Source organism: Streptomyces sp. NPDC030021, from assembly GCF_055574035.1.
The window spans coordinates 141,306-154,749 of record NZ_JBVIAH010000003.1 but is presented as its reverse complement, the minus strand read 5'-3'; the positions used below and the strand labels follow the sequence as shown (position 1 = coordinate 154,749).

Annotated in this window: 12 protein-coding genes; 2 read left to right on the top strand and 10 right to left on the bottom strand. The window is 74.0% G+C overall.

Translation table 11 applies throughout. From position 1 onward, the window contains the following. Window positions 1–24: 24 nt before the first annotated feature. From ACZ4YL_RS06780 to ACZ4YL_RS06765, 4 genes are read right to left on the bottom strand one after another with little or no spacing between them, the layout of a single operon-like run. On the bottom strand, window positions 25–657 hold the full coding sequence (locus ACZ4YL_RS06780) for a GTP-binding protein (protein ID WP_468114293.1): 633 nt from the start codon (window positions 655–657) through the stop codon (window positions 25–27). Next, a complete protein-coding gene (locus ACZ4YL_RS06775) occupies window positions 638–1,027 on the bottom strand; it encodes a DUF742 domain-containing protein (RefSeq protein WP_109781348.1) in 390 nt (129 codons plus the stop codon). The genes ACZ4YL_RS06780 and ACZ4YL_RS06775 overlap by 20 nt, the downstream gene beginning before the upstream one ends. Then, on the bottom strand, window positions 1,024–1,509 hold the full coding sequence (locus ACZ4YL_RS06770; protein WP_468114292.1) for a roadblock/LC7 domain-containing protein: 486 nt from the start codon (window positions 1,507–1,509) through the stop codon (window positions 1,024–1,026). The genes ACZ4YL_RS06775 and ACZ4YL_RS06770 overlap by 4 nt, the downstream gene beginning before the upstream one ends. After that, entirely contained in the window at window positions 1,506–4,439 is a 2,934-nt protein-coding gene (locus ACZ4YL_RS06765; protein ID WP_468114290.1) for a sensor histidine kinase, read from the bottom strand. Before ACZ4YL_RS06765 ends, ACZ4YL_RS06770 begins: the two co-directional genes overlap by 4 nt. Window positions 4,440–4,836: 397 nt before the next feature. On the opposite strand from ACZ4YL_RS06765, the gene ACZ4YL_RS06760 reads away from it, so the two are divergent. Next, a complete protein-coding gene (locus ACZ4YL_RS06760; protein WP_468114288.1) occupies window positions 4,837–5,610 on the top strand; it encodes a protein phosphatase 2C domain-containing protein in 774 nt (257 codons plus the stop codon). 21 nt (window positions 5,611–5,631) lie between these two features. On the opposite strand, the gene ACZ4YL_RS06755 is transcribed toward ACZ4YL_RS06760, so the two are convergent. The 5 genes from ACZ4YL_RS06755 to ACZ4YL_RS06735 form a co-directional block, all read right to left on the bottom strand. Beyond that, a complete protein-coding gene (locus ACZ4YL_RS06755; RefSeq protein ID WP_030013696.1) occupies window positions 5,632–6,072 on the bottom strand; it encodes a MarR family winged helix-turn-helix transcriptional regulator in 441 nt (146 codons plus the stop codon). Window positions 6,073–6,187: 115 nt separating this feature from the next. Beyond that, window positions 6,188–8,593, bottom strand: a complete 2,406-nt coding sequence (gene lon / locus ACZ4YL_RS06750; protein ID WP_468114285.1) for an endopeptidase La — start codon at window positions 8,591–8,593, stop codon at window positions 6,188–6,190. Between the two features lie 94 nt (window positions 8,594–8,687). Continuing rightward, a complete protein-coding gene (locus ACZ4YL_RS06745) occupies window positions 8,688–9,455 on the bottom strand; it encodes a DUF4097 family beta strand repeat-containing protein (protein WP_468114284.1) in 768 nt (255 codons plus the stop codon). 86 nt (window positions 9,456–9,541) lie between these two features. Beyond that, window positions 9,542–10,519, bottom strand: a complete 978-nt coding sequence (locus tag ACZ4YL_RS06740; protein ID WP_468114282.1) for a sulfurtransferase — start codon at window positions 10,517–10,519, stop codon at window positions 9,542–9,544. A gap of 73 nt (window positions 10,520–10,592) precedes the next feature. Beyond that, window positions 10,593–11,969, bottom strand: coding sequence for a glycosyltransferase family 39 protein (locus ACZ4YL_RS06735; RefSeq protein WP_468114280.1), 1,377 nt, complete (start codon window positions 11,967–11,969; stop codon window positions 10,593–10,595). A 78-nt stretch (window positions 11,970–12,047) separates the two neighbouring features. Here ACZ4YL_RS06735 and ACZ4YL_RS06730 point away from each other — a divergent pair, with 78 nt between their 5' ends. Then, on the top strand, window positions 12,048–12,605 hold the full coding sequence (locus tag ACZ4YL_RS06730) for a hypothetical protein (protein ID WP_468114278.1): 558 nt from the start codon (window positions 12,048–12,050) through the stop codon (window positions 12,603–12,605). A gap of 27 nt (window positions 12,606–12,632) precedes the next feature. Here ACZ4YL_RS06730 and ACZ4YL_RS06725 read toward each other — a convergent pair whose 3' ends face one another. Beyond that, window positions 12,633–13,307, bottom strand: coding sequence for a TetR/AcrR family transcriptional regulator (locus ACZ4YL_RS06725; RefSeq protein WP_468114277.1), 675 nt, complete (start codon window positions 13,305–13,307; stop codon window positions 12,633–12,635). Window positions 13,308–13,444: the final 137 nt, after the last annotated feature.

Below are 13,444 nucleotides of genomic sequence, written 5' to 3'. Positions count from 1 at the left end.
CTCACGCTCTCTGTTCGGGGTGCTCTATTCGGGGGTGGTGTCGAGGGCGTGGCCCACCAGGGCGAGCAGTGATTCGACCACCGTGTCGCGGCGCCGCGCGTCCATGATCACGACGGGCACGTGGGGCGGGACGCTGAGCGCCTCGCGCACGTCGTCGGGCTCGTAGGACTGCGAGCCGTCGAAGTGGTTGACGGCGACGGCGTACGGGAGCCCGCAGGTCTCGAAGTAGTCGAGGGCCGGGAAGCAGTCGCGCAGGCGGCGGGTGTCGGCCAGGACGAGACCGCCGATGGCGCCGCGCACCAGGTCGTCCCACATGAACCAGAACCGCTTCTGGCCGGGGGTCCCGTACACGTAGAGGACGAGGTCGTCGTCGAGGGTGACGCGGCCGAAGTCCATGGCGACGGTGGTGGTGTTCTTGTCGGGGGTGCCGGACAGGTCGTCGGTCGGGGCGCTCGCCTGGGTCATCACCGCTTCGGTACGCAGCGGGGTGATCTCGGAGACGGAGGAGACCAATGTGGTCTTGCCGACGCCGAAACCGCCCGCGACCAGCACCTTGACGGCGACGGGTGCGCGGGAGCGGTCGTACTGCCAGGGCTGGGCCGGGTCGTCGTCCGACTGCGGCAGGGACACCGGGTTGTCAGAGACGGCGAAGACCACTGAGCACCCTTTCCAGCAGCGCGCGTTCGGGACGGCCGCTGCCGTGGCCCGTCGCGTAGACGCGGATCCGTCCCTGGTCGGCGAGGTCGCTGACCAGGACCCGGACCACGCCGAGCGGGAGCTTCAGCAGCGCGGCTATCTCGGCGATCGTCCGCATGCGGCGGCAGACCTCGACGATGGCGGGCATCTCGGGCATGCGGTCGGGCTTCTGCGGCTCCGAGACCTTCGTGTCCAGGGCGGCGACGAAGGTCTCGACGTGCAGGACCTGCGTGAAGCGGGTGCGGCCGCCCGTGAGGGAGTACGGGCGGACGCGGGCGGGGCGGCGGTCGGCGCCGCGTATCGGCAGCCGATCGGAGGCCGTACTCCTCACGGGGTGTTCTCCATCGACTGGCGCAGCTCACTGCGGACTTCGGGGGTCAGGACGTGGCCGGCGCGGCCGACGAACAGGGCCATGTGGTAGGCGACGACGCTCATGTCGCAGTCGGGGGTGGCGTGCACGCCCAGCAGTGAGCCGTCACTGATGGCCATGACGAAGACGGAGCCGTGCTCCATCGCCACCATGGTCTGCTTGACCGAGCCGGTCTCCATGAGGGCCGCGGCGCCGGTGGTGAGGCTGCCGAGGCCGGAGACGATGGTGGCGAGGTCGGCGGAGGCGCCGCGCGGGCCCCTGGTCTTGGGCCGTTCGGCCGGTTCGGCCGTGCCCGCTCCCGGGTCGGAGGACAGGAGCAGCAGCCCGTCCGAGGAGACGACGGCGACGGAGTTGACGCCGGGTACCTCCTCGACCAGGTCGGTCAGCAGCCACTGCAGGTTGCGGGCCTGGGTGCTCAGTCCGTACGTACTGGGCGCGGTCATGTGCGTGCCTCCTGTGCGGTGTCCCCCCGGTCGGTCTTGCTCTGGCCCTGCCGCTGCGTCGGTTCTTGGTCGAGGGCCTGGTCGAGCGCCTGGTCAGGGGCTTGGTCGGGCCCCTGCTCCTGGGCGAGTTCGGCGGCGACGACGCGCCGTCCGTCCTGGGCTCCCTGGTAGAAGCCTCCGAGCCGGCGCCGCAACTCCTCGGCGTCGACGCGGCGTGGCGGCTCGGGCCGTACGTCGTCACGGGCCGCGCGCTTGGCGGGGACGGCACGCGGGGTCCGCTTGGGCAGGCCCTTGTCGGTGACGGCGCCTTCGCCCTCGGCCTGGTCGGCCGGGTGGCTGCCCTGGCGGGGGAGCCAGTTGCCCTCGGCCGGGGCGTGGGTGTGCGGCTCCGCCTCCGGTTCGGCTTCCGGTACGTCGGCCACGGGTGGGGTGGTGTCCGCCACGCCTGAGGCGGCCGGCTCCGCGTCGGGGACGACCCGTGCGAGCAGCTGTTCCTCAGGGGTGGGCTCGGCTGCGCGGGGCGCGGCGACGAACACCTGGTCGGCGGGCACCGGCTCCGCCTCGGCGGGCGCGGACTCCGGCTCCGCCGGGGTCTCGGCGACGACGGCGGGGCCGGCCAGCGCCTCGGCCAGGGTGATCGGGACCGCCGCGACGGCGGGCTCCGGGGCCGACTCAGGCTCCGGCTCCGGCTCCGGCTCGACGGCAACCGGGACGGCCGGCTCCTCGGCGACGATCTCGGCAGCAGGCACCGCCTCGGCCTCGGCCTCGGCTTCGACCTCGGCCTCGGCTTCCGCGTCCGGAGCGGCATGCGTCCCCCGCCGCCGCTTCGGCAGCGTGTTCTCGTTCGCCTCCGCTATCACTCCCGGCAGCAGCAGCGCGGGCGCGCCCGGCATGGCCAGGGCGTGCACCGGGGAGACCACCGGGGTGGTGGGCAGCAGCGCCGCCGGGACGACCACCAGGGCCTCGGTCCCGCCGTGCCGCGGGGTGCGCAGCTCGGCGGTGACCCCGTGCCGGGCCGCGAGCCGTCCCGCCACGTACAGGCCGAGGCCGAGGCCGTGTTCCGCCTCGGGTTCCTCGTCGTAGGCCTCGGGCGTGGACAGCCGGGCGTTCAGCGATTCCAGGCGGTCCTCGGTGACGCCGATGCCCTCGTCCACGACGGACAGCACCACGTCACCGGAGCCCTGCAGCCAGCCGGAGACCTTCACCTTGACGTCCGGCGGGGAGAACGTGGTCGCGTTCTCCAGCAGTTCGGCCAGCACGTGCGAGATGTCGTCGGCGGCGTGGCCCGCGATCTGGGTGTACGAGGGGAGCGCGGCGAGGTCGACGCGCTCGTAGCGCTCGATCTCGCTGACGGCGGCCCGCATCACGTCGACGAGCGGCACGGGCAGGCCCTGCCCGTGTCCGTGTTCCTGCCCGGCGAGGACCAGCAGGTTCTCGTTGTGGCGGCGCATCACGGTCGCCAGGTGGTCCAGCTTGAAGAGGGTCGCCAGCCGGTCGGGGTCCTGTTCCCTGGACTCCAGCTCCTCGATGACCGCGAGCTGGCGCTCCACCAGGCCCAGGGTCCGCAGCGACAGCGAGACGGAGGTCGTCGACATGACGCGCCGGTGCTCCTCCAGCCCCGCCCGCAGCTTCGTCAGTTCTTCCTCCAGCACGTCCCGGCCGGCGGCCAGCGCCTCGCTGCGGCCGATGATCCGGCGCCGGTCGGCGTCGAGCCCGGCGATCCGGGTGTGCAGGGAGACCGTCTGGTCGCGCACCGCGTTCAGGTGGCGCACGACCTCGGCGAACTCGTCGTTGCGGCCCGTGAACCGGACCGGTTCCACCGAGCCCTCCGGCGTGGCCAGCCGCTCCGCGCCGCGGCGCAGGACCGACAGCGGCCGGGTCAGCGACCGCGCCACGGCGGTCGAGACGCCGACGGCGAACAGGAACAGCACGCCCAGCAGCGCGATCGCGATTTCGAGCCGGGTCACGTCGTCGTCGCGCAGCGCGGCCAGGGCGGAGGCCCGTTCACTCGCGAGGGTGGCCTCCACGGTGCGCATGCGGTCGATGCGGGCGGTCAGCGCGGTGCCGACGGTGGCGCCGTCGGTCTTGCGGTCGGCGGGCGTGAGGGTGGGCCGGTCGGTGAGCCGCTTGAGGAAGTCGTCGGCCGTCTTGACCTCGGGGCCGGTGACGGTGGCGGCCAGGGTCTGGCGTACGTCGGGCCGCGCGGCCCGCGCGAAGTCGTCGAGGGCGGCCTGTTCGCGTACGCGCGTCCGCTGGGCGGCGGTGGTGAGTTCGTCGACCACGGCCGAGCCCGGGGCCTGGTCGCCGCGGGGGACGGCCAGCGCGGCGAGCAGCAGTCCGCGGGTGGCCGAGGCCTGTTCCACGGCCTGGCCCAGCGTGGCCAGTGGACGGGTGGTGGTGAGGGCGGCTTCGGCGCGCGGCGGGGTCAGCTCGGCGAGCCGGTCGCCCGGGGCGAGGAGTTCCGCGATGACCGAGGCGTAGGCCTGGTGGGCGGCGAGGGCGGTGCCCTTGCCGTCGACGGCCTCGGCGCGGACGGTCCGTACGCGGGCGAGGGCCTGGGCGGTCGCCTCGTCGGCCTCGGCCTGGACCTCGGCGAGCTGCCGGTCGGTCCCGGCGATGCGCTCCTGGACGGGCCCCTTGGCCGCGCCGGGCCGGCCCTTGGCGGCGTACTCGACGACCGCGTCACGCTCGTCACCGAGGAGGTGCGTGAGGGTGAGGGTCTGCCGGGTCTGTTCCGCGAGGGTGACCAGGTGCTGGGAGTCGTTCAGTTCCGTCGAGGCGGAGACGACGGCGGGCGCGCCTGCCGCGAGGACGGTGAGGCCGGCGACGGCCACGCCGACGACCAGCCTGCGGCGCACGCGGACGCGGCGTCCTGCGGGGGCCGGGCCGTCGGCGGCGGTGCCGTTCTTCCGAGACCGCTTCTTCTGCACCGGTGCTCGCAATCCTGTACGTGTGCTCTTGCTCGTCTACTCGTGTGGCCGAGGTAACGGCCGGTCAACAAGTAAACGCCCCCTGCTCCCTCGTACCGCCTCAGACCTTTGCAGCGTGCTGGGGAGAGAGCCGCACATCACCCAACCGGCCACTCGAACGAGTGAACATCACGGATGAGTTGCCGACCAACTCGGGCACCCTGTGCCGGAGCACTTCCGTGGACAGGTGGTTGAAAGATCGATACGGGCTTTGGCAGGATGCCCGCCCACACGACCGCCCCGCCGTCCCGGCCCTCGCGGCCCGTCCCGGACGGCCGGTGTGCGGGGCCGCCCCGGCGCGCCCGATTTGGTACGGACCTACCCGCGCCGGCCGCCTTCCGCGCGGCAGAATGCGGGTATGCGCATCGACCTCGCCTCGGCCCCCGGCCACCAGGAACGCCCCAATGAGGACTGGGTGTCGGCCGCGATCCCCGCTTCGGGCGGCGGCGTCCTGGTGCTCCTGGACGGGGTCACCCCGCCGCGCGGCGACGACGGATGCGTGCACGGAGTGCCCTGGTTCGCGGCGCGCCTCGGCGGCCGATTGACCGAACTGTCCGGATCGCGACGGGACATGCCGCTCGATCAGGTTCTGGCCGAGTCCGTCCGCGCCACGGCCGATGCCCACCGCGACACCTGTGACCTTTCTCACGTGCGGACCCCGCAGGCGACGGTCGTCGTGGTCCGCTGGGACGCGGAGTACGTGGAACACCTCGTCCTCTCGGACTCCGTACTGCTCCTGCAGGCACCCGACGGCGGGGTGACGGCGGTCCTCGACGACCGGCTGGACCGGATCCCGCGGGAGGTGCTGGGCTCGGTGGCCGCGACGGACGCCCTGCGCAACGCGGAGGGCGGCTTCTTCACGGCGGCCGCGGACCCGGCGGTGGCGGCCCGGGCCGTGACGGGGCGCACCCCGCGCGGGCGGGTGCGGGCGGTGGCCGCGCTCACGGACGGGGCGAGCCGGTGGACCGACACCTTCGGGCAGGGCGACTGGGCCGACTGCCTGGCGGTACTGCGGAAGGAGGGTGCGCAGGGCCTGATCGGCCGGGTGCGCGCCATCGAGTCCGACGCGGCCTTCCCGCCGGCCCGGTACAAGCGGCACGATGACGCGTCGGCCGTCTACGCGGAGCTGTGAGCGGCCCCCGGTCCGAGCGGTCTACTCCGCGCCCGCGTTCAACTGGTTCAGCAGCCGGGCCAGTTCCGCCACCTCGCCGCGGTCCCAGTCGGCGAGCTTTCGCATGTACTGCTCGCGCCGCGCTCCGCGGACCCGCAGGAACCGTTCCCGGCCCTCCTCCGTGAGGCCGACCAGGGAGGCCCGGCCGTCGGCGGGGTCCGGCTCGCGGGCCACCAGGCCGAGGACCTCCAGGGCCCGCAGCTGCCGGCTCATGGTGGCCTTGCCGACCCCGAAGTAGGCGGCGAGCTCGGTGGCCCGCTGCCGGCCGGCCGCCTCCAGGCGTACGAGGAGCCCGTACGCGGCGGGCTCCAGCTCGGGGTGGAGCTCGCGGGCCATCTCGCCCGAGGAGGCGCGGGCCCGCCGGAGGAAGACGGACAGCTCCCGCTCCAGGGCAAGGAACTCCTGGTCTTCACTCCCGTGCACGTCCCGCTCCTTCGATGATGTGTGGCACCCGGATGGTGCGGGGCCAGTATTTCGCAGCGGGTGCGCCGACGGCCCGGTACCCCGCCGGAGCGGGACACCGGGCCGTGTGCACGCGTCAGGCCGCTGCGACGACCGAAGCCTCCGCCCGGGCCAGGGCGAGCTCCAGGACCTGGCGCACATCCGTCACCGGGTGCACCTCCAGCCTCTCCAGCACCTCCGCCGGGACGTCGTCCAGGTCGGCCTCGTTGCGCTTGGGGATGATGACGGTGGTCAGTCCGGCCCGGTGCGCGGCGAGCAGCTTCTGCTTCACCCCGCCGATGGGCAGGACGCGCCCGGTCAGCGAGACCTCGCCGGTCATGGCCACGTCCGTGCGCACCTGCCGCCCGGAGAGCAGCGAGGCGAGGGCGGTGGTCATGGTGATGCCCGCGCTCGGGCCGTCCTTGGGCACGGAGCCCGCCGGGAAGTGGATGTGCACGCCCCGGTCCTTCAGGTCGGCGACCGGGAGCTCCAGTTCCGCGCCGTGGGAGCGCAGGAAGCTCAGGGCGATCTGCGCCGACTCCTTCATGACGTCGCCGAGCTGGCCGGTGAGGGTCAGGCCGGCCGCGCCCGTCTCCGGGTCGGCCAGCGAGGCCTCCACGAACAGCACGTCGCCGCCCGCGCCGGTCACCGCGAGGCCGGTGGCCACGCCGGGGACGGCGGTGCGCCGCTCGGCCGGGTCCTGGGCGGACTCCGGTACGTGGTGCGGGCGCCCGATCAGGGCCCGCAGGTCGTCGGCGCCGATGCTCAGGGGCAGCTCGCGCTCCCCCAGTTCGTGCTGCGAGGCGACCTTGCGCAGCAGGCGGGCGAGGGACCGCTCCAGGGTGCGTACGCCCGCCTCGCGTGTGTACTCCCCGGCCAGCTTGCGCAGGGCGTCCTCCCCCAGGACCACCTCGTCGGAGCCGAGTCCGGCGCGCTCCAGCTGGCGCGGCAGCAGGTGGTCGCGGGCGATGACGACCTTCTCGTCCTCGGTGTAGCCGTCGAGCCGGACGAGCTCCATCCGGTCGGCCAGGGCCTCGGGGATGGCTTCCAGGACGTTAGCGGTGGCCAGGAAGACGACATCGCTGAGGTCCAGTTCCACCTCCAGGTAGTGGTCGCGGAAGGTGTGGTTCTGCGCCGGGTCGAGGACCTCCAGCAGGGCGGCCGCCGGGTCGCCCCGGAAGTCGGAGCCCACCTTGTCGATCTCGTCGAGGAGGACCACCGGGTTCATCGACCCGGCCTCCTTGATCGCCCGGACGATCCGGCCGGGCAGGGCGCCGACGTAGGTCCTGCGGTGGCCGCGGATCTCGGCCTCGTCGCGGACGCCGCCGAGGGCGACGCGGACGAACTTGCGGCCCATGGCGTGGGCCACGGACTCGCCCAGCGAGGTCTTGCCGACGCCGGGCGGCCCGACGAGGGCCAGCACGGCGCCGCCGCGGCGGCCGCCGATGACGCCCATGCCGCGCTCGCCGCGCCGCTTGCGGACGGCGAGGTATTCGGTGATGCGGTCCTTCACGTCGCTGAGGCCCGCGTGCTCGGCGTCGAGGACGGCCCTGGCGCCCCGGATGTCGTACTCGTCCTCGGTGCGCTCGTTCCAGGGCAGTTCCAGCACGGTGTCCAGCCAGGTCCGGATCCAGGACCCCTCCGGGCTCTGGTCGCTGGCCCGCTCCAGCTTCTCGACCTCCTTGAGCGCGGCCTCCCGTACCTTTTCGGGGAGGTCGGCGGCCTCGACGCGGGTGCGGTAGTCGTCGGACTCCTCGCCGTCCTTCTCGCCGTTCAGCTCGCGCAGTTCCTTGCGTACGGCCTCCAGCTGCCGCCGGAGCAGGAACTCGCGCTGCTGCTTGTCGACGCCGTCCTGGACGTCCTTGGCGATGGACTCGGCCACGTCCTGCTCGGCGAGGTGGTCGCTGAGCGCCTTGACGGCGAGCTTGAGGCGGGCGACCGGGTCGGCGGTCTCCAGCAGTTCGACCTTCTGCTCGACCGTCAGGAAGGGCGAGTACCCCGAGTTGTCCGCGAGCGCGGAGACGCCTTCGATCTGCTGGACCCGGTCCACGACCTGCCAGGCGCCGCGCTTCTTGAGCCAGCTGGTGGCGAGTGCCTTGTACTCCTTGACGAGCTCGGTGACCGCCCCGGGCAGCGGATCGGGCACCGTCTCGTCGACGGTCTCGCCCTCGACCCAGAGCGCGGCCCCGGGGCCGGTGGTCCCGGCCCCGATGCGGACCCGGCCGAGGCCGCGGATGAGGGCCCCGGGGTCCCCGCCGGAGAGCCGGCCGACCTGCTCGACGGTGCCGAGCACACCGGTCCCGGCGTACGTACCGTCGATGCGTGGCACGAGCAGGACCCGGGGTTTGCCGCTGCCGCTCTTCCCGGCGGCGGCCTGCGCCGCCTCCACTGCGGCGCGCACCTCGGCGTCGGACAGGTCCAGCGGTACGACCATTCCGGGCAGCACGACCTCGTCGTCGAGCGGCAGCACGGGCAGGGTGAGTGTGACGGACGTCGAAGCCATGATCTTCCCTCCGGCAGTGAAGTTGAGCTCTGCCGACTCAATGCATGTGCGCCTCCCGATGTTCCCCAACGCCCGTTCGCCCGGGGCGAACGCGTCAGACGGCGGAGATGCGGATGTCGCCCGAGCTGGTCTCCACCGAGATGCGGGAGGAGGCGGAGGCGTCGTCGGGGAGGGTGATGTCGCGGGCGCCGGAGTCGGTGGAGACCTTGATCCGGTACGGGGCCTGCGGGACCTCCAGGGTGACGTCGCCCGAGCTGGTCTCGGCGAGCACCGAGGACGGGGCCTTCGCGAAGTCCAGGCGGGCGTTGCCCGAGGCCGAGCGGATCTCGGCGCTCGGGCCGGACAGCTCGGTGGCGGTGATCTCGCCCGAGGAGGTACGGACCTTCAGCGGGCCGCCGATCCGGCCGGCCGTGACCGTGCCGGAGTCGGCCTCCACCTCGGCCCCCGCCACACCCGTCACCGAGATGTCGCCGCTGGTGCTCTCCAGCTCGACCGTGGCCGCGGCCGGAACCTCCAGCCGGTAGTCGATGTAGCAGTTCCCGGAGCAGCTGTCGCTGAAGTTCAGTACGCCCGCGGTGACCTTCTGGCCGGTCGCCGGAACGGTGTCCCCGCGGTAGTGGACGGTGCGGTGGACCGTGACTCCGGGGCCGGTCCCGGGGGTGACGTCGATCGAGCCGGACCGGGCCCCCGTCACCTTCACCGCCGTGACCGCCTCGGTGACGGTGGCGTCGGCGGCCGCCGTCTTGTAGGCGTCGTCCGCGAAGGCGCCGCCCGGGAAGGAGCAGCCGGCCAGGAGGAGGCCGGCGCCGAGGGCGGCGATCGCGGTGCGGGCCGTGCGGGCGGCGGCGGTGTGAGAGGTCATGACCCGATTCTGGAGCGGGAGCGTGCCCCGGGCCGATGGGGCTCGTACCCGGATCCCCGGTGGGGCTAGCCCCCGTCCTCCGTCCGCTAGCGACCGGTGGTCACGGGGAGTTCCGAGGGCATGCCCCACTCGCTCCAGGAGCCGTCGTACACCGCTATCTCCCCGTACCCGGCGAGGTCGGCGCCGAGGGCCAGTACGCAGGCGGTCACCCCGGAGCCGCAGCTGAGGTAGAGCCGTTCCCGTCCCCCCGTCAGCGCCCGGAAGACGGAACGCAGTTCCCCAGGCGGCCGCATCAGACCGTTCGCGTCCTGGAGTGCGGCGAACGGCAGGTTGACCGCGCCCGGCATGTGGCCGCCGCGCAGGCCCGGGCGGGGTTCGGGGGCGGTGCCGGCGAAGCGTTCGCGCGTGCGGGCGTCGAGGACGGCCGCGGCCGGGTCGGTCAGGGCCCGCGCGACGGCGGCGCTGCCGACCAGCAGCCCGGCCCGGGGCCGGGCGGTGAAGGAGCCGCGCGGGCCCTGGTACGCCGGGCCGGTGGCCGAGGTCGGCAGGCCGGCGGCGGTCCAGGCGGGCAGTCCCCCGTCGAGGACGGCGGCCCGGTCGAAGCCCATGGCGCGCAGCATCCACCAGGCGCGGGCGCTGGAGTAGACGCCGGCGCCGTCGTAGACGACGACGGTGTCCGAGTCGTCGACGCCGAGGGCGCGCATCGCCTCGGTGAACTCCGGGGCCCCGGGCATGGTGTGCGGGGCGGGGGCGGTGTGGTCGGACAGGGGCCCGTCGAGGTCGAAGGGGCGGGCGCCCGGGATCCGGTGGGCCGCGGCGCGGTGGGCGCCGACGGAGGCGTCGAAGAGGACCAGGCCGGGCGCGCCCAGCCGCCCGGCGAGCCAGTCGACCCCGACGAGCGGTCCGGGAAGGGGCCCGGTAAGCGATCCGGCCGACGTTCCGGGCAGTGCTTCAGGCTGTGCTCCGGGCAGCGCCTCGGGCAATGCTCCGGGCTGGGCCCCGGGCTGTGCTCCCGGCCCTGCTCCGGGCTGCGCTTCGGACACGGCGTCCTGGGGCGGGATCATGCGGCACCTCCGGCTGTACGACATGGGTCGCCCCATCCTCCGACGCGGCCCGCACCGGCCCCCCGTGCGGGGGTCAGCCGCAGCCGCCCGGCCGGGCGTAGACCGCCACCCGGGCGCCGCGCACCCCGGTCACCGAGCACAGCTCGAAGCGGGCGGCCAGCTCCTCCCGCTTGACCGCCTCCCGCGGGTACGGGTCCAGCGGCTGACCGGCCGGGTCCAGCAGGGCGATCACCCGGGGCGAGGCCAGCAGCGCCGAACGGATCCGGTCCGGGGACAGCTCGGTGCCCTGGAGGCTGTGCGAGGCCGCCGGGGTGCGGTCCAGGGCCACGTCGCGCAGCTCCCCGTAGAGCTCGGGCGAGGACAGCAGCCACTCGCGCCGGCGCGAGGGCATGAACAGCACCGCGTCCCCCGGCCGGGCCCGCTCCCGGACCGCGGCGGCCACCGCGAGCACGTCGTCCTTGCGGCTCTCCGGCGTACGCAGCCACACCGACCAGACGGCGAACGGCACCAGGAGCACGCCCGCCAGCAGCCACGGCCACCACCCGCGGGCCTGTGCGAGCCGGACCCCCGCCAGCAGGGCGAGCCCGGCCAGCGCGTAGATCACGTACCGGTCGACGTACCAGGGGTTGACCAGCGAGATCACCATCAGCACCCCGGGCGGCAGCAGGACGAGCGGGAGCGCCACCCGTACGAGGTCGGGCGCAGCGCCCCGCGCGAGCAGCAGGGCCGCGGCGCCCACCACCCCGTACGCCACCCAGTCCTGCCAGCTCGGCCGCCCGAGCCAGCCGAGCTGCTGCTCGGCCTGCAGGGCGCTCACCACGGCGAGCGGCAGCAGCAGGACCAGCACGACGGCGGCGCTCCGGCGCCAGCCGCGCGAGTGCCATGCGGTGAAGGCGTGGGCGAGCAGGGCGAGCGCGGCGAACTCGTGCAGCCAGCAGCCGAGCAGCAGCACCACCGTGTAGGCCGGCCACCGCTCGCGCAGCATCAGGTACGTCGCCCACACCACGGCGGCCGCGACCAGGGCGTAGGAGCGCCCCTCCTGGGCGTACATCTGTACGGGGGGCAGTACGGCGTACACGCAGCCCGCGAGCAGCGCGGCCCGCTCCCCCGCGAGCCGGTGGGCGACGGCGGCCACCCCGGCGGCCGCGAGGGCGGTGGCGGCGACGGAGGGCAGCCGCAGCGCCCACAGGTCGCCCTCCCACAGCTGGAACACCCCGTGCATGAGCACGTAGTGCAGGCCGTGGACGGCGTCGACCCGGCCCAGCAGCTCCACGATCCCGCCGAGCGGACGGTGGGCCACCTGCCAGGTGACGGACTCGTCGCGCCACATGCTGCCGCCCCGCTCCAGGCCCCAGACGCCGAGGAGCACGGCCAGCAGCGGCGGGAGCAGGCGCCAGGGGGCGATCCGGCTGATGTCGGCCTCCGCGTGCGGTCGGGACGGGTGTCGCAACGGGTGTGCGGACTCCATACTCGGGGGTGGACACGAGTCCCTGCGGAGGTGGGTGTGCACGCGTTACGAGCGGTTGCGGTGGCAGTGCTGAGCACGGTGGTCCTGGCGGGCTGCGGGCCCTCGGGCGCCGAGGGCGGCGACGACCCGGCCCCGAAGTCCTCCACCGGGCCGGGCACGAGCACGAGCGCGAGCGCGTCCGCGGACCCGGGCACGGGCGCCAGTACGAGCACAGGTGCGAGCCCGGGCGCGACGGCCGGCCCGACCACGAGCCCCGCGGCCGGCCAGGTCCCCGCCCCCGGCGAGACCCTGGTCCGGGTCACCCGGACCGGCGGCTTCGCCGGGCAGACCCACACCCTCGTCGTCAAGGGCGACGGCTCCTTCACCCGGCTGGACGCCAGGGCGAATCCGACGGGCACCGGAAAGCTGTCCGGGGCGGAGCTCGCCGCCCTGGGAACCGCCCTGCGGGAGGCCGACTTCGCCCGGCTGCCCCGGATCGCCACCGGCGGCCCGACGATCTACGACGGGTACTTCTACGCCTTCGTCCACGACGGCCACGAGGTGGCCGGCGACCAGGGGTCCCTGCCGGAGGCCCTGACGAAGGTGCTGGCCGCGCTGCCCCCGTTCACCGCCGGCTAGCCCCTCTCTTTCGGATCTCGGGGTCACTCAGGGCGTGGCCGAGATGTCCCGCAGCAGCCGGTCCAGGAATCCGCGCAGCCGGGCCGGCATGTCCACGCTTCCGGGCGCCAGCACCCACTGGATCTGCAGGCCGTCCATGACGGCGAGGATCTCCCGGCCGACGGCCCCGCAGTCGGTGTCCGGGCGCAGTTCGCCGCGTCCGACGCCCGCTTCCAGCAGGTCGACGGTGTAGCCGAGCACCCGGTCGTAGCGCTGGGTGAAGTACGCGTGTGCCGGGTGCTCCGGGTTGCCGGACTCGCCGACCAGGGTGTTGAACATCCGGACGATGCCGGGCCGCCGCTCGTTGTCGGCGGCGAGTTCCACGACGGTGGCGAAGTGGGCGGCGACCGACCCGGCGGGCTCGCTGAAGAGCCGCTCCACGTCGTGCCGCTCGCTCTGGGCGAGGACCGAGAGCAGCAGGTCCTCCTTGCCGCGGAAGTGGTGCAGCAGTCCGCCCTGGGTGATCCCGCAGTCGGCGGCGATGCGGGCCAGCGAGGACGCGTTGAAGCCCCACTGCGCGAAGTGCTCGACGGCGGTGTCGAGGATCTTCTGCCGCCGGGCGTCGCCCACCGCGTAGGTCCCCCGGGCCGAGCCCTTCGAGGCCTTGCGCTCCGTCCGCTCCGCCCGCTCGGTCCGCTCGGTCCGCCCCGTGTCCTGTGCCATGCGGACAGCCTAAGGCGCGGCGTTTTCCGGCCGTCCGGTCCGCGTGACCCAGCTCACTTTTCAAAAACCTAGCAGATACACGGTTTTCGGCTCTACCTTGACCGTGCCGATCCGCCCGGTCACGTGCTCCAGGAGCC

Bases quoted from the DNA above. Each gene is read 5' to 3' on its own strand.
- ACZ4YL_RS06770 (WP_468114292.1), bottom strand. From the start codon at position 1,509: ATGACCGCGCCCAGTACGTACGGACTGAGCACCCAGGCCCGCAACCTG.
- ACZ4YL_RS06760 (WP_468114288.1), top strand. From the start codon at position 4,837: ATGCGCATCGACCTCGCCTCGGCCCCCGGCCACCAGGAACGCCCCAAT.
- lon (WP_468114285.1), bottom strand. From the start codon at position 8,593: ATGGCTTCGACGTCCGTCACACTCACCCTGCCCGTGCTGCCGCTCGAC.
- ACZ4YL_RS06745 (WP_468114284.1), bottom strand. From the start codon at position 9,455: ATGACCTCTCACACCGCCGCCGCCCGCACGGCCCGCACCGCGATCGCC.
- ACZ4YL_RS06740 (WP_468114282.1), bottom strand. From the start codon at position 10,519: ATGATCCCGCCCCAGGACGCCGTGTCCGAAGCGCAGCCCGGAGCAGGG.
- ACZ4YL_RS06725 (WP_468114277.1), bottom strand. From the start codon at position 13,307: ATGGCACAGGACACGGGGCGGACCGAGCGGACCGAGCGGGCGGAGCGG.